This is a genomic window from Streptomyces sp. NPDC051133, assembly GCF_040682635.1.
Classification (GTDB): Bacteria; Actinomycetota; Actinomycetes; order Streptomycetales; family Streptomycetaceae; genus Streptomyces.
In genome coordinates, this window is the sequence record NZ_JBFBBK010000003.1 from 62,342 (window position 1) to 84,291 (window position 21,950).

The 21,950-nt window shown below is 71.6% G+C and carries 17 protein-coding genes and 1 pseudogene; 9 read left to right on the forward strand and 9 right to left on the reverse strand.

From position 1 onward, the window contains the following. Positions 1-136 precede the first annotated feature (136 nt). A complete protein-coding gene (locus AB0N17_RS04635) occupies positions 137-1,153 on the reverse strand; it encodes a zinc-dependent alcohol dehydrogenase family protein (protein WP_366009640.1) in 1,017 nt (338 codons plus the stop codon). A 260-nt stretch (positions 1,154-1,413) separates the two neighbouring features. Here AB0N17_RS04635 and AB0N17_RS04640 point away from each other — a divergent pair, with 260 nt between their 5' ends. Genes AB0N17_RS04640 through AB0N17_RS04650 form a run of 3 tightly spaced genes read left to right on the forward strand, consistent with a single transcriptional unit; the run spans position 1,414 to position 3,268 of the window. Beyond that, entirely contained in the window at positions 1,414-2,307 is an 894-nt protein-coding gene (locus AB0N17_RS04640; protein ID WP_366009641.1) for a helix-turn-helix transcriptional regulator, read from the forward strand. Next, positions 2,304-3,095 carry an SDR family NAD(P)-dependent oxidoreductase gene (locus tag AB0N17_RS04645; RefSeq protein WP_366009642.1) on the forward strand — a complete coding sequence of 264 codons (792 nt, stop codon included), beginning with the start codon at positions 2,304-2,306 and terminating at the stop codon, positions 3,093-3,095. Before AB0N17_RS04640 ends, AB0N17_RS04645 begins: the two co-directional genes overlap by 4 nt. Positions 3,096-3,109: 14 nt before the next feature. After that, positions 3,110-3,268, forward strand: a complete 159-nt coding sequence (locus tag AB0N17_RS04650) for a hypothetical protein (RefSeq protein WP_366009643.1) — start codon at positions 3,110-3,112, stop codon at positions 3,266-3,268. A 41-nt stretch (positions 3,269-3,309) separates the two neighbouring features. On the opposite strand, the gene AB0N17_RS04655 is transcribed toward AB0N17_RS04650, so the two are convergent. Beyond that, positions 3,310-4,581: a multidrug effflux MFS transporter gene (locus AB0N17_RS04655; RefSeq protein WP_366009644.1), complete on the reverse strand. Its 1,272-nt coding sequence runs from the start codon at positions 4,579-4,581 to the stop codon at positions 3,310-3,312. A gap of 259 nt (positions 4,582-4,840) precedes the next feature. On the opposite strand from AB0N17_RS04655, the gene AB0N17_RS04660 reads away from it, so the two are divergent. Further along, positions 4,841-7,228 carry a hypothetical protein gene (locus AB0N17_RS04660; RefSeq protein ID WP_366009645.1) on the forward strand — a complete coding sequence of 796 codons (2,388 nt, stop codon included), beginning with the start codon at positions 4,841-4,843 and terminating at the stop codon, positions 7,226-7,228. Positions 7,229-7,482: 254 nt separating this feature from the next. Here the strand turns inward: AB0N17_RS04660 and AB0N17_RS04665 are convergent, their stop codons facing one another. Beyond that, entirely contained in the window at positions 7,483-8,016 is a 534-nt protein-coding gene (locus AB0N17_RS04665) for an AAA family ATPase (protein WP_366009646.1), read from the reverse strand. Between the two features lie 214 nt (positions 8,017-8,230). On the opposite strand from AB0N17_RS04665, the gene AB0N17_RS04670 reads away from it, so the two are divergent. Continuing rightward, positions 8,231-10,396 carry a SpoIIE family protein phosphatase gene (locus AB0N17_RS04670; protein ID WP_366009647.1) on the forward strand — a complete coding sequence of 722 codons (2,166 nt, stop codon included), beginning with the start codon at positions 8,231-8,233 and terminating at the stop codon, positions 10,394-10,396. 115 nt (positions 10,397-10,511) lie between these two features. Here AB0N17_RS04670 and AB0N17_RS04675 read toward each other — a convergent pair whose 3' ends face one another. Further along, positions 10,512-11,696 carry a type III polyketide synthase gene (locus tag AB0N17_RS04675; protein ID WP_366009648.1) on the reverse strand — a complete coding sequence of 395 codons (1,185 nt, stop codon included), beginning with the start codon at positions 11,694-11,696 and terminating at the stop codon, positions 10,512-10,514. A 318-nt stretch (positions 11,697-12,014) separates the two neighbouring features. On the opposite strand from AB0N17_RS04675, the pseudogene AB0N17_RS04680 reads away from it, so the two are divergent. Beyond that, positions 12,015-12,253, forward strand: a pseudogene (locus tag AB0N17_RS04680) (GNAT family N-acetyltransferase); the annotation flags it as partial. Positions 12,254-12,425: 172 nt separating this feature from the next. Here the strand turns inward: AB0N17_RS04680 and AB0N17_RS04685 are convergent. Next, positions 12,426-13,331 (reverse strand): VCBS repeat-containing protein, encoded by a 906-nt coding sequence (locus AB0N17_RS04685; protein WP_366009649.1) that lies wholly within the window; start codon positions 13,329-13,331, stop codon positions 12,426-12,428. A gap of 379 nt (positions 13,332-13,710) precedes the next feature. Here AB0N17_RS04685 and AB0N17_RS04690 point away from each other — a divergent pair, with 379 nt between their 5' ends. After that, positions 13,711-14,139 (forward strand): hypothetical protein, encoded by a 429-nt coding sequence (locus AB0N17_RS04690; protein WP_366009650.1) that lies wholly within the window; start codon positions 13,711-13,713, stop codon positions 14,137-14,139. Positions 14,140-14,222: 83 nt separating this feature from the next. On the opposite strand, the gene AB0N17_RS04695 is transcribed toward AB0N17_RS04690, so the two are convergent. Then, positions 14,223-15,467 carry a ThuA domain-containing protein gene (locus AB0N17_RS04695; RefSeq protein WP_366009651.1) on the reverse strand — a complete coding sequence of 415 codons (1,245 nt, stop codon included), beginning with the start codon at positions 15,465-15,467 and terminating at the stop codon, positions 14,223-14,225. Positions 15,468-15,743: 276 nt separating this feature from the next. On the opposite strand from AB0N17_RS04695, the gene AB0N17_RS04700 reads away from it, so the two are divergent. Then, entirely contained in the window at positions 15,744-16,205 is a 462-nt protein-coding gene (locus tag AB0N17_RS04700; RefSeq protein ID WP_366009652.1) for a pyridoxamine 5'-phosphate oxidase family protein, read from the forward strand. A gap of 20 nt (positions 16,206-16,225) precedes the next feature. Here the strand turns inward: AB0N17_RS04700 and AB0N17_RS04705 are convergent, their stop codons facing one another. Then, positions 16,226-17,428, reverse strand: a complete 1,203-nt coding sequence (locus AB0N17_RS04705; protein ID WP_366009653.1) for a permease — start codon at positions 17,426-17,428, stop codon at positions 16,226-16,228. Between the two features lie 145 nt (positions 17,429-17,573). Beyond that, positions 17,574-18,011 (reverse strand): subtilase-type protease inhibitor, encoded by a 438-nt coding sequence (locus AB0N17_RS04710; protein WP_366009654.1) that lies wholly within the window; start codon positions 18,009-18,011, stop codon positions 17,574-17,576. A gap of 485 nt (positions 18,012-18,496) precedes the next feature. Here AB0N17_RS04710 and AB0N17_RS04715 point away from each other — a divergent pair, with 485 nt between their 5' ends. Continuing rightward, positions 18,497-21,073: a CehA/McbA family metallohydrolase gene (locus AB0N17_RS04715; protein WP_366009655.1), complete on the forward strand. Its 2,577-nt coding sequence runs from the start codon at positions 18,497-18,499 to the stop codon at positions 21,071-21,073. Positions 21,074-21,157: 84 nt separating this feature from the next. On the opposite strand, the gene AB0N17_RS04720 is transcribed toward AB0N17_RS04715, so the two are convergent. Then, positions 21,158-21,883 carry a dienelactone hydrolase family protein gene (locus AB0N17_RS04720; RefSeq protein ID WP_366009656.1) on the reverse strand — a complete coding sequence of 242 codons (726 nt, stop codon included), beginning with the start codon at positions 21,881-21,883 and terminating at the stop codon, positions 21,158-21,160. Positions 21,884-21,950: the final 67 nt, after the last annotated feature.

Below are 21,950 nucleotides of genomic sequence, written 5' to 3' on the forward strand. Positions count from 1 at the left end.
GTCGTTCCGATGCCGTCTTGGCCGTCTTGGCCGTCTTGGCCGGCTTGGCCGTCTTGGCCGTCTTGGCCGGCTGGGATGTCCTGGCCGGCTGGGATGTCCTGGCTGTCTTGGCCGGGGTCGTGTCCGGCCCTGGTGGTCACGGCTTGAGCAGCGCCTTGATCGCGCGGCGCTCGTCCATGGCCTGGTAGCCCTCGGCCACCCGGTCCAGGGGGAGGGTGAGGTCGAAGACCTTGCCGGGGTCGATGCGGCCGGTGAGGACGCGGTCGATGAGGTCGGGCAGGTAGCGGCGCACGGGCGCGGGGCCGCCGCGCAGACCGACGTGGGAGAAGAACAGTTCCTGTCCGTCGACGGCGACGTCGTGCGGGACGCCGACGAAACCGACGTTGCCGCCGGGCCGGGCCGAGCGCAGGGCCTGCTGCATGGCCTGGGCGGTGCCGACGCACTCCAGGACGCTGTCCGCGCCGATGCCGCCGGTCAGCTCCTTGACCCGGGCGACGCCCTCCTCGCCGCGCTCGGTGACGATGTCGGTGGCACCGAACTCCACGGCGAGCTTCTGCCGGCTCTCGTGGCGCGACATGGCGATGATGCGCTCCGCGCCCCTCTCCCTGGCCGCGAGCACCGCGCACAGGCCGACCGCGCCGTCGCCGACGACGACGGCGGTGGAGCCGGGCGTCACCTCGGCGGCCTCGGCGGCGTACCACCCGGTGCCCATGACGTCGGAGACGGCCAGCAGGCCGGGCCAGAACTCCTCGCCGGGCACCTCGCCGGTGGCGACCAGGGTGCCCTGGGCGTTGGGTATACGCACGTACTCGGCCTGGCAGGTGCTCATGAACTCGCGGTTCAGGCAGCTGGACTGGAAGCCGTTACGGCAGTTCGCGCACGTGTTGTCCGAGGTCGCGAAGGAGCCGACGACGAACTGCCCCGGCCTGACCGCCGTGACCTCGGCTCCGACCTCTTCCACGAAGCCGACGTACTCGTGGCCCATCGGGTGGGCGCGCTCGGTCGGCTCCGCGCCGCGATACGGCCACAGGTCCGAGCCGCACACGCAGGTCACGGCCGTCCGGATGATCGCGTCGGTCGGCTTGAGGATCTTCGCGTCGTCCACGGTCTCGAAGCGCACATCGCCGGGGGCGTGGATCACTGCTCCGCGCATGAGAGGGGTTCCTTACGTACTGTGGCGGCCGGTGCACAGGTCGGTACGCCGGCCGGCCGCTGACTGCGGTGGCGGGCCCGGTGACGGTGGCGAAGTCGCGCCGCGGTCCCGGGGCCGAGCGCTCCGTCCGCCCTCGTGGGGGCAGCCGTCGAGCGCCACGTCATCCAGGTAACCGCTCTTTCGTGCGGACGGGGAGTCACGGACAAGGGGTGTACCGGCAGTACATCGCTCCGGCGGTGTGCGAGCCGTACGGTCGAGACATGGACAACCGTGATGAGGTCCGCGAGTTCCTGACGTCGCGGCGCGCCAAGATCAGCCCTGAGCGGGCCGGACTGCCCGCCGGGCCCCGGCGCCGGGTGCCGGGCCTGCGGCGCAGCGAGGTCGCGGCCCTGGCCGACATGAGCGTCGAGTACTACGCCAAACTGGAACGGGGCAGCCTCGCCGGTGTCTCCCCCGCCGTCCTCGAAGCGGTCGCGCGCGTGCTGCAGCTGGACGACGCCGAACGTGCCCACCTGCTGAATCTGGCACAGGCGGCCGACGGCTCCGACGCCCTCACCCGCCCCCGGCGCCGACGCGCCAAGGATCAGTGGAAGCTCCACCGCAGCCTGCAGTGGACGCTCGACGCGATCACCGCGGGGCCTGCCTTCGTGCGCAACGGGCGCATGGACCTCCTCGCGACGAACCAGCTGGCCCGCGCCTTCTACCGCGACATCTACGCCACGCCCGGCAACCAGGCGAATCTCGCGCGGTTCCAGTTCCTCGACCCCGCCTCCCGGCGCTTCTACCCGGACTGGGACCTGTTCGCCGACGTGGCCGTGGCCATTCTGCGCACCGAGGCCGGCCGCAACCCGTACGACAAGGACCTGCACGACCTCGTCGGTGAACTGTCCACTCGGAGCGAGGAGTTCCGCACCCGGTGGGGTGCCCACGACGTCCGCCACCACGGCACCGGGACGAAGCGCTTCCACCACGACGTCGTCGGGGAGCTCACGCTCGCCTTCGAGGGCCTTGAGCTGGCCGCCGAGCCCGGCCTGACCCTGACCATCTACGCCGCCGAGCCCGGTTCGGCGTCCGAGGAGGGCCTGCGCCTGCTCGCCTCCTGGGCCGCCACGCACGAGGCCCCGGCGCCCGCGCAGCAGCCCACGACCGGATGAAAGCCCTGCCCCTTCTCTTCCACCTGCGCACGGCAAGGAGCTACGACCGTGAGGGAAGCGGTGCGATCGTGAGTCGGATCCTGGTCACGGGCTCTGCTGACGGGCTGGGGCGGGCCGCGGCGGACGCGCTGCTGTCCGCCGGCCACGAGGTCGTGGTGCACGCCCGCAATGAGGAGCGCGCAGCCGGCATTCAGGCACTGGTGGACCGCGGGGCGGACATCGTCCTGGGCGATTTCAGGGAGCGTGACGCGGTGCGGCGCATCGCCGCCGAACTGAACGACGCCGCGCCTCTCGACGCCGTGATACACAACGCCGGCGTGTGGAGCGGCCCCGCGGTCATGCCGGTCAACATCATCGCCCCGTACCTGCTCACGGCCCTCCTGCACGGGCCGCGCCGACACGTCTATCTGAGCAGCAGCTCCCACTTCCAGGGGCGCTCCGCGCTCGACCACGTCGACTGGCGGGGCGCGGAGCCCGGCTCGTACGCCGACAGCAAGCTGTTCGTCACGACGCTCGCGGCCGCGGTGGCCCGCCTGCGACCCGGAGTGCTGAGCAATGCCGTGGACCCGGGCTGGGTGCCCACCAGGATGGGCGGGCCCGGCGCGCCGGACGATCTGGAACTAGGGGGTTTCGTTTGGATCAGGTCGGATCAGGCCGCGGCGTCCGGTGCGGTGCATCGCAAGGCGGAGGATCACCCGCGTACTGGGCGTACTCGGGTGGTCCGACAACGCGGCGAGGTGCCGTGCCGGGCGTCGCGGCCCCGGGCTGATCCAAACGAGGCCCCCTAGGTCACCGGACGCAGGTGTGGCTGGCCTCCGGTGCGGATGCGCAGGCACTGACCAGCGGCGGCTACTGGTATCACCGGCAACGACACCAGCCGCACGCCTCCGTGCACGACGTGGGGTTCCAGGACCGTCTCCTGCGGGCGCTGCGCGAGGAAACGGGCACCGTCCTGTCCTGACCGAGGCGCACTCCAGGCGGTGCGCCGAGCGGACGTCCCGTTCACGAATGGGCCGGCACGCGGTCGGCGGGTGTGTCCTTGGCTGCCGTGTGGTGCGGGGCCCGGGTGTGCGGGCGGATCGTCAGGGCGTAGACGATCGCCGCCAGTGCGGCGGAGACGGCGGTGACGAGCCCGAGGGGGACGGCGGTGCCGGCGCCGCCGAGACCGACCAGCGGGGCGGCGACACCGCCGAACGCGAACTGGGCCAGGCCCAGGAGCGAGGACGCCGTGCCGGCGATGTCGGGGTAGTTCGCCAGGGCGAGCGACGTGGCCGGCGGCGTCGTCGTGGCCACGCCGCTCGCCATCAGGAACAGCGAGACGACCATGACCGGCAGCGGCAGCTCCAGGAGCGCGGTGACGAGTACGCCGCCCGCACCGGCCAGGCACATGAGGAGCCCGATCAGCAGTGTGCCCTTCTCCGACCGGCGTCCGGCCAGCCGGCCGGCGACGAAGCCGAACAGCATGAACCCGAGCGAGTTCAGGCCGAACGCGAACGAATACCCCTGCGGTGAGAGACCGTAGATGCCCTGCAACACGTACGTGGCGCCGCTGAGGTAGGCGAAGACGGCGGCGTACGCGAAGCCGATGACGAGGACGGCGCCGAGGAACACCCGGTCGGACAGCAGACGCCGGAAGTCGCGCCCGGTCTGCTTGAACTCGCCGGTGGTCCGCTCCTGCCGGGGCAGCGTCTCGCGGAAGACGACCAGAACCGCGACGAGGATCGCCGCGCCGGCCCCGGCGAGGAACAGGAACAGGCCGCGCCAGTCGGTGACCGCGGCGAGCTGACCGCCTAGCACCGGCCCGATGATCGCTGCGAGCCCGCCGATCACGGTCAGACGGCTGTAGTACCGCACCAGCTTGCTTCCGGAGTACAGATCACGTCCCGCGGCCTGCGCGATCACGATGCCCACCGACCCGGCCAGCCCCTGGAGGAAGCGGGCGGCGATCAGCGTCCCGACACCCGGGCTGAGCGAGCACAGCACCGCGGCGAGGATGTACGCGGCCGCACCGAACAGCAGTGGACGCCGGCGGCCGAGCCGGTCCGACAACGGACCGGCGACGACCTGCCCGAGGGCCAGACCGATCAGACACGCCGTGACGGTCAGCTGCGCGGTCGACGTCGCCGCGCCCAAGTCACGGGTCAGCGCCGGAAGGACGGGAAGGTAGAGGTCCATCGAGATCGGCCCGAACACGGTCAGCAGGGCCAGCACGACGGTCAGGGCACGGCCGACCGACCGCTCACGCGGCGCGCTCGGGGTCGCGGGGATGCTCACTCGACTCCAATCGAAGGGAAGGCGGCGGCGAAACGCCGTACGGCGGAGGGGGACACCGCTGCGCCGGGCATCGCGGAATCCTCGCCGGCCTCAAGAGAACCGCCTTTCGCGGCGGCCAGGGAGTTTCCGTCGAAGGGTGTACCGGCGGTACACCACCGAACCGGATCACGGGATCACCGGACGTCGGTGGCGGGACCTGAGTACGTTCTGAGTACGCACGCTCATGCCGTACGACGTGGCGCGGACCACACTGCGATCCATGACACACGTTCCGCCACCGGCCGAGGAGCTGCGGCTCATCGACGCCGAGCTGTGGCAACTGGACACCCGCCGCGCCCAGTTGCTGGCGCGCCGCACCTGGTTGGTCGCCCGCCTGTCCACGCTGTCGCCGGCCGGTCCGGTGCCGCCCGCGGCCGCACCCGTGCCGCAGCGCCCCGAGGCCACCGCGCCGCGCGTGCAGAACGTGCTGCTGCTCCTGGGCGGCCTGCTGCTGACCATCGCGGCGATCGCCTTCACGGTGGTCAGTTGGGGGCACTTGGGTATCGCCGGACGCTCGCTGGTGCTGGGCGCGGTCACGGTGGCCGCCCTGGCCGCTCCGCTGCCGCTGCTGGGACGCGGCCTGCGCTCGACGGCCGAGGCGGTGGCGGGGCTCGCGTTGGCGCTCACGGTGCTCGACGCGTACGCGGCGCGGGCGGTCGCCCTCAGCGGTGTCGACGGCATGACGTACGCGGCTGGGGCGTCGGCGGTGCTGACGGCCGTGTGGACGGGTTACGGGCTGCTGCCGCGCACCACGGCGCTGCGGCTGCCGCTTCCGGCCGCGCTGGCCGCGGCGCAGCTGCCGCTGCTGCTGTGGGCGATGGCGGCCGACGCGGGGCGGTACGGGATCACCGCCGCGCTGCTGGTGACGGCCGCGTGCGACACGGTGGTGGCGCTGCGCGCTCCGGCCGGGGTGGTGCGGATCACCGCCACGATCGGCGCGTACGGCACGGGGGCGTGGGGCGCGCTGGGTGCGGTCTGGCTGTCGTGGACGGCCGGCGATCCGGCTGCCGGGGCCCGAGCGGCCGCGCTGCTGCTGTTCACGGCCGGTGTGGCGCTGGCGGCGGCCTGGCGGGGGCGTGCCACAGGGCACGCCGTCGGGCTGTCCGTCGCGGTCGGTGTGCTGGTCGTCGCCGCGCTCGGCGGCACAGTCCGCCCGGCGCTGCCGGCCACGTGGACGGTCCCCGCTCATCTCGCCGTCGGGATCGCGTTGACGGCGGCGGTACGGACCGGTCGGCTGCCGGAGCCGGTGCGGCGCGGCCTCGCCTTCGCCTCCGCCGCCGTGCACGGCCTCGCGGTGCTGTGGGCGCTGCCCCTGCTCGCGCTGACGCTGCTGGGTCCGGCCGACTGGGTACGACGGGTCTGGTCGGGGGCGCCGGGCGGTGCCCGGGAGGCCGTGTCGGTCGGCGCGCCGTGGCTGCCGCAACTGCAGGCGGCGCCGCTGGTCCTCGCTGCCGTCGCCGCCGTTCTCGCGCTCGCGGTCCGCGACACGACGTGGCGGCCCAGGGCGCTGACGGGTGTGCTGCCGCTCGGGTGGTCCGCGCTCATGGTCGTACCGGTGGTGCTGGACGTGCCCTACCCGGCGGCGCTCCTGGTGGCGGCGCTGGCGACGGCGGCCCTGCTCGCGGTGGCCGCGCGGCCCCGAGTACCGGACGGCGCCGGCACCCTCGTGGCGTTGGTGCTCGCCCTCGTCTCGTCCGTCTCGCTCGCGTTCCTCGCGCTGCCGACGCGGTCCGCGACCCTGGGGGTGCTCAGTGGCCTGACGGCGCTGTTCGCGGCGGGGGCCCTCAAGGAGCAGCGCCTCGCCACGGTCACGGCCCCGGCCGCGCTCGGGTACGGCACCGCACTGGCCTGCGCGGTGGGCGCCGCGGCGGGCTGGGCTCCACCGCACACAGCGCTGCTCGTGCTCGTGGTCCCCGCGGTGGCGGCTCTGCTCGCCGCACGGGCCGCCGACGCGCGGACGACCGTGGCGGTCGAGGTGACGGGTGCGGCCGCCGTTCTCCTGGCGGTCGGGCTGACGGTCACCGATCCGGCGATGCTCTCCCTGGTGCTGTCCCTGTCCGCGGTGATCGCCGCCGGTACGGCCGGGCGCGCCGACCGCCGCCCCGCCGCCTACGCGGCCACCGCGCTGTTCGCGCTGGCCACCTGGGTGCGGCTCGCGGCCTGGGGCGTCACGGCGCCGGAGGCGTACACGGTGCCGGTGTCCGTCCCGGCGCTCGTACTGGGCGCGCTGCGCCGGCGCCGGGATCCGCGGGCGTCGTCATGGGTGGCGTACGGCCCTGGTCTCGCCGCCACGCTCGTACCGAGCCTCGCGGCCACCTGGACCGACGCGCACCTCACCCGCCCGTGGCTGCTGGGAGCGGCGGCGCTGCTGGTCACCCTGCTGGGCGCCCGGTACCGGCTGCGGGCGCCGCTGCTGCTGGGCGGCGCGGTGCTGGTGCTGGACGCGCTGCACGAGCTGGCCCCCTACCTGATACAGGCCGCCGACGCACTCCCCCGCTGGGTGCCTCCCGCGCTCGCCGGACTGCTGCTGCTCGCCGTGGGCGCGACGTACGAACGGCGACTGCGGGACGTGCGGCGGGTTCGGGAGGTGCTGGGCCGGATGAACTAGGGGGTTTCGTTTGGATCAGGTCGGATCAGGCCGCGGCGTCCGGTGCGGTGCATCGCAAGGCGGAGGATCACCCGCGTACTGGGCGTACTCGGGTGGTCCGACAACGCGGCGAGGTGCCGTGCCGGGCGTCGCGGACCCGGGCTGATCCAAACGAAGCCCCCTAGCGCACGGGGCTGCGGCGCCCCGCCGCCGGGCAGTGCCAGGTGCTCGGAGGGCGGCGGGACCGTACAGCGGTTGCCGCACCGGTGCTCCGGTCAGCGCTCCAGTGCGGGCAAGTGGGCCAGACCGGTGTCGAGCATGATGCGGTCGACGGTGTCGTGCAGGGCGCTGTCGGCGCCGATGACGGTCTCGAGCCCGCCGGGCAGCAGGTCGTGCGGCCGGTACCAGTCGCGCAGCTGCGTGTCGTCGACGTCCTCGGCGATCGGCTTGGTGGCGTGCCGGGCGAGGGTTTCGTGGAACGGCACGTCCAGGTAGTAGCCGTGGGTCGGTCCGCGGTGGTCGGCGCGCAGCTGGGCGAGCATGTCGCCGTAGCGGTCGGCGCTGAGGATGCCTTCGACCACGACGTGATAGCCGGCGTCCAGGGCGTAGCGGGCCGTCAGGTCGATCAGACCGATGTTCGCGGCGCCGGGCCGGTCGCGTTCGCGCAGGACGATGCGGCGGAGGTTGTCCTGGCCGACCAAGGCCAGGCCGCGGCCGAACCTCTCGCGGAGGCCGGCCGCGACGGACGACTTCCCCGAGGCGCTGTTGCCGCGCAGCACGACCAGCCGGGTTTCTTCGGTGCCCACCATCACAGCGGTCAGGCTACCGACGGCCGGTGACACCCGCCGGGGCGTTCCGAGACCCCGTCGGCGCTGAAGCCCCCGCTCTTCAGGGGGCCATCTGGTGTGGGCGAAGCGACACCCGGTGTTATTCAATGAGGTGTGCGATCAGGGATCTCGGGGCTCCGTCGCACGGGTCCGAGTACGGCCCCGGCGCTGTGCCGGGGATTGTCGAGAGAACTGCATGGACTCCACACCCTCCCCCTCGTCCTCGTCGCCGTTCGACCTGGTCAGCAGCGCTCTCGGGCGCTACATCCCACGCGGCGGAGCGGCAGCGGCCGCCGGTCCCGCCGACGCGCGGGGTGGCCGTCCCACCCGCCGTGGCGTACCCGACGACCCGGCGGCCGGCCGTCAGGACCAGATTCTCGGCGTGGTCAACCTGGACAGGGCCCTGAGGATCACCCGCTGCAATCTTGAAGCGCCCGTGTTCGCGGGGCTGGACGCGGTGGCCGGGACTCCCTTCGTCGACCTCCTGCCCCCCGGCGACGTTCCGACGGTCACCCGGCGGTTGCGTCAGGTCCTGGAGACAGGTGAGGCGCACGTCGCCCGGATCCAGCGCCTGCGGCGCGGCGACGGGTCGGAGCTGGTGGTCTCGATGAGCATCCTGCCCGCCGCGGCGCGGCAGGAAGGCCTGACCGTCTCCCTGATCGCCATGGCCACGCGGCTGCACCTGTACGCCGCCGAGACCGCGATCGGCACCTCGCTGGACATCGGCGAGACCGCACAGTCGCTGGCGGAATCCCTGCTGGCCTGGGGAGACGTGGCCGCCGTCGACCTCGACTTCGCCGTGTGGACGGGCGAGGGAGTCACCGAGCAGACACAGGGGCGGATCCGGCTGCGGCGGGCGGCACTCGTTCCGGACCGGGCCTGGCCCGAAGGCTACGTGACGCCGGGTGACGATCTTCCCCGCGACGCGAGCCGCCTGCTGGCGCAGGCGGTACGGCGGGACGACGCCCCGCAGGCCATCGTCATACCCGACCGGGAGGCGGTCGAGCGGGTCCTCGGCAGTCCACAGGTGATGCGCGCCCTGGTGCCCGGTGACCGGTCGGCGGGTGTGGCGTGCATACCGCTGGTCCTGGACAGCGCGGCGCCCGTCGTGCTGCTGGGCGTGGCCGAGGTGTGGCGGCGCGCCGACCGCCCCTTCCGCGACAGCGAGCTGTTCGACCTGCAAGAACTGGTGGCCAGGACCGCCCATCACGTCGACCTGGCCCGTCAGCACCAGCGCGAGCACACGCAGGTGCTGGCGTTGCAGCGCCGGCTGCTGCCCCGGACCGGCGGCGACACCGTCGAGATCGCCAGCGTCTACCAGCCCGCCACCCCCGACAGTGCGGGCGTCGGCGGGGACTGGGTGAACAGCTTTCCCCTGCCGGACGGCCGTACCGCGCTGGTGGTCGGTGACGTCGTCGGGCACGGCCTGGGAGCCGCGGCGACCATGGGCCAGCTGAGCATGGAGGCCCGCGCGCTCCTGTCCGCGGGGCTGGCACCCGACGAGGTTCTCGAACACCTGGACGAGACCGTGACGCTGCTGGACGACTCGGAGTCCGGGCTGGCGGCCGGCTACAGCGCCCTCGGGTCGACCTGCTGCATCGTCCTCTACGACCCGGTCAGCCACCGCGTGGCGCTGGCCAGCGCCGGCCACCTCCCCCCGGTCCTGGTCCATCCGGACGGGCACGCGGGGCTGCTCGCGGTCCGCCCCCACCCCGGTCTGGGCGCCGAGTTCGCGCTGCGGGAGCCGTTCGACGTGCACACGTTCGACGCGCCGCCGGGCTCGCTGCTCGCCCTCTACACCGACGGCCTGGTGGAGGATCCGGCCGTGTCGATCGACGAGGGCATCGGCAGGCTGGCGGACGCGGTGGCCACGGTGCATCCCTGGGACGCCCTGCAGCAGGCCGCACGGCGCGTCGTCTCCACGCTGGCGCCCGCGCGCCAGCGCGACGACGTGACCCTTCTGCTCGCCCGCATGATCGGTTACCGCAAGGGGGACACCGCGACCTGGCGGCTGCCCGCCCGCTACGACGCGCCCGCCCGCGCCCGCGAACGGGTCTCCGCGCTGCTACGGCAGTGGGGCGCCGGGAACTACACCCGGGACAACGTGCTGCTGCTGGTCAGCGAGCTCGTCACGAACGCGGTGCGCTTCGCCACCGGCCCCATCACGGTACGGCTGATCAGGTCCGGTCACGGCCTGCTGTGCGAGGTGGGCGACACAGGCAACGGCAGGCCGCGTATGGGCCGGGGCGGCCTCTTCGACGACGGCGGTCGCGGCCTGCACGTCGTGCACAAGCTCACCACCCGGTGGGGGGTGCGGTGGACGGACACCGGCAAGGTGGTCTGGGCGGAAGTCGCCAGGTGACGCGGCCGCGGGGCGGGCACGTCACCTGACCACTCAAGGGAACGCGGCGAGGTGTCGGGGGACGTGCGCTGCGGTGGCGCGGCCCGTCGGCCGGTACGCGTGGCGTGGGCTCGCCCTACAGCCACTCCCCGTCCAGGGCGGTGGCGGTGAGGCCCGGTGCCGCGGCGTACAGGACGGCGCGACTGCCCGGCTTCTGGCCGGCGTCGTGTGCCCGCCGCATGATGTCGAACACGGCGGCGCCTCCGCGGTTGCCGCTGGTGTAGCTGGCCCGGCTGTAGTCCAGCAGCCCCGACGGCCACGCGTCGGGCATCGTCTGCTCCATGTACTCCAGCACCCGGGTGCCCCCGGGGTGGGCGAGCAGCACGTCGGGGTGCCAGGAGCCGGGCTCGTCCTGGTACCGGACCCGCAGCCAGTCCCACATCGCGGTGACGGTCTCCTGGACGGCGCGCGGCCCGCGCCGGTCCATCACGAAGTGGGTGCCGTCCGCCCGCGTCTCCAGGCGGTGCAGGTCCTGGGTGCCGGGCAGGGTGTGGTGCCAGGCGGAGTCCAGCCGCAGCATCGACTCGCGCCGCGGTCGGCCCGTGACCACGGTGGCGACCGCGGTGTCCGCGAACAGCAACCGGACGATCAGGGACTCCAGGGTGTCGTCCGCGGGCTGGTACGTGGTGCTCAGCGCCTCCGCGATCACGACCAGGACCACCCGGTCGGGGTCAGCGGCCACGAGATCCGCCGCCATCGCCAGGGAACGGGTCCCCGCGATACAGGCCCACTGCGTGGCCGGCTGCAGCATCACGTCGTTGCGGAGCGAAAGCTTGTTGGCCAGGGCGATGTCCAGACCCGGCAGCGCCGGGGTGGTGGAGTTGCTGGTGATCAGGCAGTCGACGTCCGAGGCGTCCAGCCCGGCGATCTGCAGGGCCCCGCGCGCCGCGCGCTCCCCGTAGGCCTGCACGGCCTCCCAGGCCGGCGCGGTGCGCTCCTGGACGGTCTGCGGGGTGGGTATCGCCTCGAGGGCGGCGATCGCACGGTCCACGTCCTGCTGGGTGAACCCCTCGCGCACCAGCGCCTCTTGGGCCGGTCCGATACCGACGGTCCCCAGGCCGCTGCCGTTGCCGGGCGCGACGGCGGTCTCCAGCGGCAGCATCCACCCGCGGGCCTCGATGCCCGTACTGGCCGCGATGCCGTCGATCCGCGGCGCCCACGCCGCGTGCGGGTGCCGGTCGCGCACCTCCGCCACGATCTGGCTGGTCTCCACGGCGTGCTCGCCGTGTATCACGGCAGGAGGACAGAGGTAAGCGGCCATGATGGGGCACCTTTCCGAGGGAACAGGGAGGAATGTCACGAGTGCTGTGGCATGGGTCACTCAGGGACTTCGCGTCCAAGCGGGCGCCGATGGGCTCCACTTCGGGAGTCGGCATCCGTGTCGAGAATGGATGCTAAAAGGACATTTCCGCTGTGACTCAGACAACTTGGGCAGCAATCGAATGGCGTGAGACAGCACACACCCCGGAAATCAGGGCCACCCTCGGAACGGTTCCGCAGGCCTCCCCTGGCTTTCCGTCAGCCAGGGGAGGGTGTCTTGATGGCTGCGAAGCCTGCTGATTGGCCGGCCGGCATGACTGATGTGTTCGCCTCATCGGACGTGCACACCTGCCTCGGTGATCCTCGACCGCGTGCTGAGTTCGAACGCGAGGTGCCCGAGATACCCGGACGGCGGCCTGGCCTCTTCGTGATCGATCTCGACGCGAGCTCGGCCACCTGCTCCTGCCGGAGGCATGGGGAAGCGGACACACCGCCGAGGCGTGCGCCGCGGCACTCGACTGGTTCGCCATCACGCTTCCCGGCGAACCCGTGGTGCTCGGGCTTATGGCGCCGAGCAGTGGTTCGGCACGTGGTCCCCGGTCGCGCTGTCCGAATGAGGTCGCGCTCGGGCGGGGTCCGCACTCATCGCGCTGAGGCCGGGTGAGCGCGAGGAGGCCGATCGGGGTTCAGGGCTGGGTCCTGAGAGACTCCTTGTCCACACGCACAGGCGTCAGAAAAGGTCACGGTACTGGTTGAAGCCGGTGCCGACCTTGGTGCGGGACTTGAAGGGCGCGGTTGCCTTGCCCGTCCCCCTGTACAGCCACAGGTTGCCCTTGGGGTCGCGGGCGAGCAGGTCGCTGTGGCCGTCGCCGTCGACGTCACCCGTGGCCACCAGCTTGTTGAACTGGTTCCAGCCGGAACCCACCTTGACGCGGGACGCGAACGGCTTGCGCGGATCGCCCGTGCCCTTGTACAGCCAGAGGACACCCTGCTTGTCACGGGCGACGACGTCCGGCTTGCGGTCGCCGGACAGGTCGCCCTGGCCGGTGATCCGGGTGAACTGGTTCCAGCCGGTGCCGACCTCGACGCGCGGCGCCAGCGAGCCGTCCGCCTTGGTCTGGCAGCGCCAGAGGACGCCCTGCTTGTCACGGGCGAGCAGGTCGGGGTGCTTGGCACCGCCCAGGGTGCCGGGAGAGAACACACGGTCGTACCGGCCCCAGCCCGTCGACACCTTCTTGAGGAGCCCCTTGCGCCAGAGATTCAGCGTGCCGTCGTCCATGACCTGGTACGCGCCGTCCTGATAACCCGTCAGATCGGGGTCGATCGCCACCTCGTACCTGAGGTGCGGCCAGACGTAGCCGCCGGACCGGTCGTCGAATCCGCCCTTCCCGTCGGGCATGTAGACGTACATCCGGCCCGACGACTGGATCCCGGTGAGGAAGAAGAAAGGCGCGGCGGGAGTGGGCTTGTGCTGCCCGGCCGTCACGGCGCTCCGGGCGGCGTTCCGGGCCGGGCCTGTCGTCGCGGGGGCGTCTTCGGCCAGAGCGGTGCCGGCGGTGGCGCCGACCAGGGCGACGGCGATCGCCGAGGTGACGAGACGCGACAGGGCGCGGGTACGCCGGGGAGAGCGGGTCACGTATGACTCCATGATGTGTGCGGAATCAGGCGGTGCGCTCTGCAAAGGTGTCGGGAGCGCCCGCGTCATTGTCCTGATCTTTGCACGGCTGTCCGAGTGATTTCCCGGTGGGGTACGGAAGGGAATATTCCGCGCAGAATGCGCCGCGGAAAGGCCGTAACCGCCTATGCATAAAGGTCCTTGACCTGTCGCCGAATAGGCCTCGATAAAGGTCGTGATCGGTGTCGTGGTCGGCGTGGGCGGCATCGTGCATCTCGTCCCGGCCGCGGCAGTGGGAGCGCCGGCCCTGGTGGCCATCCGGGCGACAGACCGCCCCGAACGGTTGAGTCACCGATGGCGCAGGATTGCGATCATGGAGTCACCATGAACCACTCATAGCATGATCAGACATGCAATGCGCACCCTCTGCGCCGCCACCCTCGTGGCCGCCCCCCTCGTCCTGACCGCGACGCCCGCCCAGGCCCTGACCTCATGTACGGTCAACGGCCGCCCGGTGTCCGGCACGATCGTCAACGGCACCGCCGGCTCCGACTTCATCAGCTGCGGCGCCCTCGGCGTGGGCGACAGCGTCGCCGGCTTGGGCGGAAGCGACTACATCGTCATCAACGGCATCGTGGCCGGCACCGTCGACGGCGGCGCCGGCGGTGACTACATCTCGGCCGGCGCCGGCACCACGGCGAACGGCCGGATTCTCGGCGGCGCCGACAACGACTTCATCTCCGTCGGCCCGAACGCGGGCACCGTCGACGGCGGCCCCGGGCTGGACTTCTGCCGAGTCGCTTCCGGAAACCGACCCGTCAACTGCTGACCAGCCCGGACCCGGCCCCACCGGGCCGGTGCCGGTGCCGGTGCCGGCACCGGCCCAGGCCGGGCCCGGAAGGTGACAGATAATCAGGAGGGCAGGGTCCAGCGCTGGTTGGCCGATCCGCCGCAGGACCAGATCTGCAGCCGGGTCCCGTTGGCCGAACTGGGCCCGGTGGCGTCGAGGCACTTGCCCGACTGAGGATTCACGAGCGAACCGTTCGCGCCGGGCTGCCAGACCTGCGAGGCGGTCCCGTTGCAGTCGTAGAGCTGGATCTTCGTGCCGTTGGCGGTGCCCGCCGATGTCACGTCCATGCACTTGCCGAGAGCGCTGAGGGTGCCGGTGCTTCCCACCGTCCACTTCTGCGCACCGGTGCCGTTGCAGTCGTAGAGCTGTATGGCCGTGCCGTTGGCGCTCGAGGCGCCCGCGACGTCGACGCACTTGCCGCCGTAGCCGCTGATCGGACCGGAGACCGTGTGGGGCGGGGTCACCGGACCGGACTGGCCGGCCGCCCACTTCATCTCCTGCAGGAGCAGCTGGTTCTGCTGCGTGCTCGCGAAGGTGGACGACAGCGCGGTGTTGGTCGCGTAGTCCATCGCGTTGTGGCCGAAGTTGTTGTAGACCATCCGGAAATTGCGGTTGGTCCACACGATCGGGTAATAGCCGCTGTACCAGGTCTGGTTGGGGTCGGTGCCGATCGGGAAGGTGGACGGGTCCATCGAGGCCAGGATGTCGATGTCCGGGTTCTGCCTGAGGTCGTTCTGCCAGCTGTACCACTCGCTGACCGATGACGAGATGGTGGCGGGAAGCCCGGTGGTGGCCGGGTGGCCGGCGTCCTCGACCTTCAGCGTCTCCGAGGTCGGCCCCCAGGAGTTGCTCCGGAACGTGCCGGTCCCCAGGAACGTGTTGTGGTACCAGGGCCAGTCGCTCGTGTCGTCGTTGTAGGCGGAGACGTGGAAGCCGATGAATCCGCCGCCGCCCGCCATGTAGGCCTGGAAGGCCGACTGCTGTGACGCCGTGTGCGGGTAGTCGTCGAGGAACATCACCACCTGGTAGCCCGCCAGCTCCGCGGAGTTGAGCCGGCTCCAGTCCGTGGTCGCCGTGTACGTGAAGCCGTTCTGGGCGCCGGCTTTCGGGAACCAGTCGTTGGCCTCGTGGTCGAAGCTGATGTGAGCGGCGTCGTAGGTGCCGTTGTAGAAGGCGATGACCTTGAAGGTACTGGCCGCCCGGGCGCTGTGCGCGGGAACGGCCTGGATGCCGAGCACCACGGCGAACAGCGCGAGCAGCCGCAGCAGGACGGGCAGTGCGGGGACGTCCGTTCGGGCACGGGTCATACGAGGTTCCTCCTCGTCCACGGCGGGTGTGGGGGTGTGTGTCGTGCGTGCGCCTCACGCAGGAGTATGAGTGATGTTCATGTCAATGAACATGGTCTGGACCAAACTCCCCCATCGGCACGTCCGAACGGCCCGGGACCGTCGGCCCGTTTCTGAGCGCCATTCGGCGGACACCGCCGCCCGTCGTCCACGCGTACCGCGCCAAGCACGCTGACACTGGTGCAGCGTCGCGGTTCGACCGTCGGCACGTGTGATCACACTCAGGCGAGGGACACGATGGGAATCATCACCCAGGACATGCGCGGGATCGTCGACAGCGCGAAGCTCGCGTTCGTGGCGACCGTCTGCGAGGACGGTTCCCCCAACCTGTCCCCGAAGGGGTCGTTGCGCGTCTACGACGACGACCACCTGGTGTTCATGAACATGGCCTCGCCCACGACGGTGGCGAACCTCAGGCGGGATCCCCGTACCGAGGTGAACGTGATCGACTTCCTCCTGCGGCGCGGCTTCCGTTTCAAGGGAACCGCCGGCCTCCACGGCGAGGGCGACCCCGTGTACGCGTGGTCCCGCCAGTGGGTGCTGGACACGCACGGTCCCGCCTACCCCTGTCACGAGGCGGTGCTGATCCGGGTGGAGCGGGCGCTGCCGGTGGACTCTCCCGCGTACACCTTCGGCCACTGGAACGAAGCCGACCTCAAACGTGCCTGGGCCGACACCTACGGCGTAGCACACGGGTGACCGAACAGGGAGGGCCGCGCTCAGCGGTGTCCGCCCGGGGAGCCCCCCGGGCGGGGCCCGTGCCGCATGTGTTCGGGGTGTTCATGGCCGTTCTCGGGCGCGCCGCCCATCATGCGGAGCATGGACGGGCCGCCGGTCCGCGCGAAACGCACGAGGAGGACGGCGGCGAGGAGCAGGAAGGCGATGTTCAGCCAGGTGGTGTAGTTCCAGGAGACCCCCTCCATCGGGATCTCCGCCTGCTGCCGGTCGGGCACCAGGCCGAGACCGCCGAAGACGAACTCCACGAAGTAACCCGCGAGGACCATCGCCACGTAGAACGTGCCGAGGAGGAAGGCGGCCATCCGGGCGCCGTAGTACTTACGGTAGATGTTCAGGATCGGCAGGATCAGCAGGTCCGCGAAGATGAACGCCACCACGCCGCCGAAGCTGATGCCTCCCTTCCACAGCACCACCGCCAGCGGCACATTGCCGATGGAGCACACGAACGAGGCGATCGCCACCAGCGGACCGATCACCGGTCCCCACAGCTTGGCCGCGACCGGGTGGCCCTCGAAGAAGAAGGCGCTCCAGAAGGAATCCGGCACCCAGGCGGCGATGGCACCGGCGATGAGCAGACCGATCACCAGGTCCCGCAGGATCGCCGCCCATTCCATGACGAACACATGGCTGGTGGCGGTGAAGCCCTCGCGGGAGAACAGGCGCGCGGCGAAGGAGCCTTCACCTCGCACGGACATGTCCATCGCGGCGTGGCCCTCCATCGAGCCGGCGAGCCCGCGTTCCGCCTGCTCACGGGCCTGACGCAGGAGCCTGTCACGCAGGAACAGCCGGAACAGGACCGCCAGCAGGACGATCATGACAGGACCGCCGACGAATTCCGCGGCGGTGAACTGCCAGCCCATCAGCAGGGCGAGGATGACGCCCAGCTCGACGACGAGGTTGGTGGAGGCGATCTCGAAGGCCATCGCCGCGGTGAAGTTCGCGCCCTTGCGGAACAAGGAGCGGGCCAGCGCCACCGCGGCGTAGGAACACGAGGAGGACGCCACTCCCAGGCCGGCGGAGACGGCAAGGGTGCGGGGACGGTCGTCGCCGAGCAGGTCGACGACGGTGGACTTGCGGACCACGGCCTGGACGACGGCGGAGAGCACGAAGCCCAGGATCAGGGCCCAGGTGATCTCCCAGGTCATCGACCCCGTGATCGACAGTGCGTGGAGTACGGCGTGCATCTGTGGAGCCTTCCCTGTCGGGAGGCCCGTCTGTCGCCCCGCGGGGAGTCGGCCCACGGGCAGAGGCACGGCGGCGGTTCGCCCCGAGAGCCGAAGGTGTTCCTCGGTCTCGGGGCTGTGCGCCCCGAGGTGTGAGGCGTCGCCGTCAGAAGCTGAGGAGGCTGCTGCGCCCGACCGTGTCGTTCATTTCGCAGGAATTCGCGAAGGTGTGTTTCCAGGAGGTGCGCGCCCCCTGCCAGACACCGTCGACCGTGATGGTGACGGGGGACCAGATCCGCATGCACACCTGGCCCGGGTCCCTGGCCAACAGGGAGTCGAGACTCCCGTTCGCGGTGCGCAGCTCCGCACAGGCCCCCGCAGGGTCGGGATGAGTGCCGGTGCTGCCCGGCGCGCAGCTCAGTGTGACGGCGCGAGCTGCGGTGTCGGTCGTTCCTCCCGGATAGGACACGGTGAGGACCAGGGCCGAGGGCGCGTAGAGGCCGGCCGGTGCGGCGGTGGCCGTACCCGCGACCGCGGCGAGGGTCGCGCCGATCAGGCCGACGGCTGCCGCGGTGATACCGGCGAAGCGCAGGTTCGTGCGCATGGAAGCTCCTTCTTGAGGGTCGGGGGCCTCGTGGGCCAGCAGCAGCTTCGCCTGAGCAACGGGGCAACACCAGTTGAGGGAAGGGGTTTTGGACGAGCTCGACCTGTGTGCATGTTGTGAACGCCATGTGTGCAGGTCAAGAGCGGCGCCTCGTGCGAGAAAGTCTTCATTCACTGTGCACGCTTGTGAAATTGCCTAGTCCCGGACGGGTGAAAACCCAGGTCGGGGTGGTTTCCGAGCACCGCAGAATGGCTGGAACCCAGGGCGTGGCAGTCGGCGGCAGCGAAGGGATTCCGCACTCACCCGCTTCCCCCTACTGTTCGTTCGAACGAATCTGGCATGCGCACTACAGACCCGCACTACAGGCACGCGCACTACAGGCAAGCGCACTACAGGCACGGATTCCTGCGGAAGGGACTACCACTGTGTGTGCTCATCACGGGACTCAGCACCGGCGCCGGGACGTACTGAGGCTCGGGGCACTCATGGCGGCCGGCGGGCTCGCCGCGCTGGTGCCGGTGAACACGGCCCGGGCGCGGACCACCGGCCCTGCCGACGCGCCGCGACCCGGTGACAAGGTCACCACCACATATCCCGGCCACTCGCCGTTCGGGTTCGACCAGTGGGCGTCGGTGCAGTTCGTCGTTCCGCAGGGGGTGAACCGGATAACGGTCAGCCGTACGTTCGACCACTACGACGGCCTTCCCGGAATCATGGCTGACGTGCTCGACATCGGCCTCTACGGGCCATCGGGCTTCCGCGGCTGGTCCGGTGGCGCGCGTGACGGATTCACGGTCTCGGGCGCGGACGCCACGCCCGGATACCTGCCCGGTCCCGTCGAGCCCGGCAGCTGGTCGGTGGCCCTGGGGCCCGTGGTCTTCAACCCTGCGGGCATGAACTGGCAGGTCGTGATCACCCTCGAGTACGGCGATCCGCTGACGGGAGCCCCGTACGCGGCACTGCCGACGAGCGTCCCGGGGCGCGGCGAAAGCTGGTACCGGGGGGACATGCACACGCACACCGTGTTCTCCGACGGTGGGCGCACCCTGGCCCAACTGGTGGCCGAGGCCCGCACCAACGGACTCGACTTCCTCGGCTCCACCGAGCACAACACCAGCTCGGCCGGTGTGTCCTGGGCCGGCAGCGTCCCCCCGGACCTGCTGGTCGTCAACGGCGAGGAAGTGACCACCCGGCACGGCCACTGGCTGGCCCTCGGCCTGCCCCAGGGCGAGTTCATGGACTGGCACTTCTCACCCCATGACTCCGGAGTCCTCGCGCGGCACGCGGACCACGTCCGCGACGTCGGAGGGCTGGTCGTGGCCGCCCACCCCCTCACCCCGGCGCCCGGGTCGTTCTGGGAGTTCGGCTTCGACGACGTGGACGCCATCGAGGTGTGGAACGGCCCATGGACACTCGACGACGAGGCGGCCGTGGCCATGTGGGCCACCATGCTGTTCCTCGGGCGGCGCATCCCCGCGGTCGGCAACAGCGACACTCATTTCGCGCCCGGCGACGTCGTCGGTCTGCCGCAGACGGTCGTCCACGCCACCTCCCTGTCCCGGGCCGCAGTCCTGGACGGCGTCCGCCACGGCCGCTCGTACCTGGCCGAGTCCGCGCAGGTCACCCTCAATCTGACGGCGCGCTGCGGTGGCCGCCAGGCCGGCCCGGGAGACTCCCTTCCGGTCTCCTTCTCGGACCCGGTCGAGGTCACCGTCACCGTCACCGGCGCCCCCGGCACGATCCTGGCCCTCCACACCGAGTGGGGCCCGATGCTCGCCACGACCGTCGGGGGCGACGGCCACGGCCGGCTCGACTGGCACGGCTGGGGCATCGCCTCGGTCTTCGCCCGCGCCGAGGTGAGACGCCCCGAGCCAGGCAGCAGCACCCTCGACCAGATGGTCGCCCTCAGCAATCCCGTCTGGTTCGGACCCGCGCCCGCGCCCAGGCCGGTCTACGAGGGCGGGCAGACGTTCCTGTTCGCTTCGCGACACCCGGACGGCTCCTGGACCACTCCGGACCCGGTGCCCGGCGTCGGCACCGATCCCACGTTCGCCGGACCCCAGGCCGCCGTCGCCGCGATGCCCGACGGCTCCACTCAATTGCTCGGCCTCCGCGGCGACAACAGCCTCTGGTTCACCGACCGCTCCGAGAAGGGTTCCTGGCGGGCATGGCGGCAGCTGGCCGGCCCCGGGGCCGGCTCCCGGGCGACGCCCACCGCCCACGCGGCGGCGACGGTGGCGGGCACCGCTGCCGTGCGCGCGACGGGCGCCTCCAAGGCCGTCGCTCCGCTGGTGGCTTCCGGTCCCACCGCCGGCACTCTGGCCGCCGGGCCCGCGGGGACCGCCGCCGGCGTCGTGATGGCGGGATCGGCTTTCCGCGAGGCCGCGATCGCAGCGTTGCCCGACGGATCGAGCCAGATCATCGCGACCGGAATCGACGGCACCCTCTACCACCAGGTACACCAGGCCGACGGCCGGAAGACGGGCTTCGCCCCCGTCCCCGGCAAAAACGGCGGCACGTCCTGGACGGCGGTCAAGGCGGCCATCGCCGGGATGTCCGACGGCTCCGCCCAGATCCTCGGCTTCGGCTCCGACGGGAACATGTACCTGACCGTCCGGCGGGCCGACGGCACGTGGAGCGACTGGACCCTGCTGACGGGGCACGACGGCGCCGCCACGTTCTCCGGTCCCGCCCTGGCGATCACCGGTATGCCGGACGGGAGTTCCCAGATCGCGGCGATCGGCATCGACGGCAACGTCTTCCACCGGATCCGCTCGGCCGCCGGCACGTACACCGGGTTCGCGCCTTGCCGGGGGGTGGCCGGCGCCCGATGGATGGCGGCCGGCTCGATCGCGATCGCCGGGACAGCGGACGGCTGCGCACAACTGGCCGTCGTCGGCTCCGACGGCAAGGTCTGGCACTGTCTGCGCCACGCCGACGGCGGCTGGACCGACTGGGCCCGGCCCACGGGGCCGAACAGCGACTCCTGCCCCGGCGGACAGGTCCGCCTCACGGCCACGCCTGACGGTTCCACTCGGCTCGTGGTGATCACCCCGAGCTGATCAACAGCCGGCACCCGGCGGCCAGTTGACCGTGCCGGGAGACGTTTCAGGTCATGACTGCGCACTCAACGGGGCGCCACCGGATCACACCGTCACGGGCAGGCACTCCGCGAGCAGGGTGATGACGTCGCGCCAGGCTCGTTGCGCCTGCCGGGGGTGGTGACCGACGCCGGGGACCGCGGTGTGGTCGACCGGCGGGTGGTGGAAGGCGTGCAGGGCGCCGCCGTAGACCACGAGGCGCCAGTCGACGCCCGCGGCCTGCATCTCGGCGGTGAACGCGTCCCGTTGCGCGGGCGGCATGATCGGGTCTTCCGACCCGACCCCGGCCCACACCGGGCAGCGGATGTGCGCGGCGTCGCCCGGTCGGCCGGTGGTCAGTGCGTTGACCGTGCCGATCGCGCGCAGGTCGACGCCGTCGCGCCCGAGTTCCAGCGCGATCGCGCCTCCGGTGCCGTAGCCGACGGCGGCGATCCGGTCGGGGTCGGTACGCGGTTCGGCGCGCAGCACGTCGAGCGCGGCGTGGCCGATGTCCCGCATCCGGTCGGGGTCGGAGAGCAGCGGCATGCAACGGGCCAGCATCTCCTCGGGGTCACCCAAGTAGCGCCCGCCGTGAAGGTCGAAGGCCAGCGCCACGTATCCCAGCTCGGCGAGAGCATCGGCCCGGCGGCGCTCGACGTCGCTGAGCCCCATGCCCTCGGGCCCGAGCAGCACCGCGGGCCGGCGATCGGCTCCGGCCGGGAGTGCGAGGTGCCCGATCATCGTCAGACCGTCGGCCGGGTACTCGACCGTGCGCGTTGTGATCGTCGTCATGCGACTGGACAGTAGTGATCGTCGAGTCCGGTCGGGCCGCTGTTCTGCCGCCGGCAGAACAGGGCCT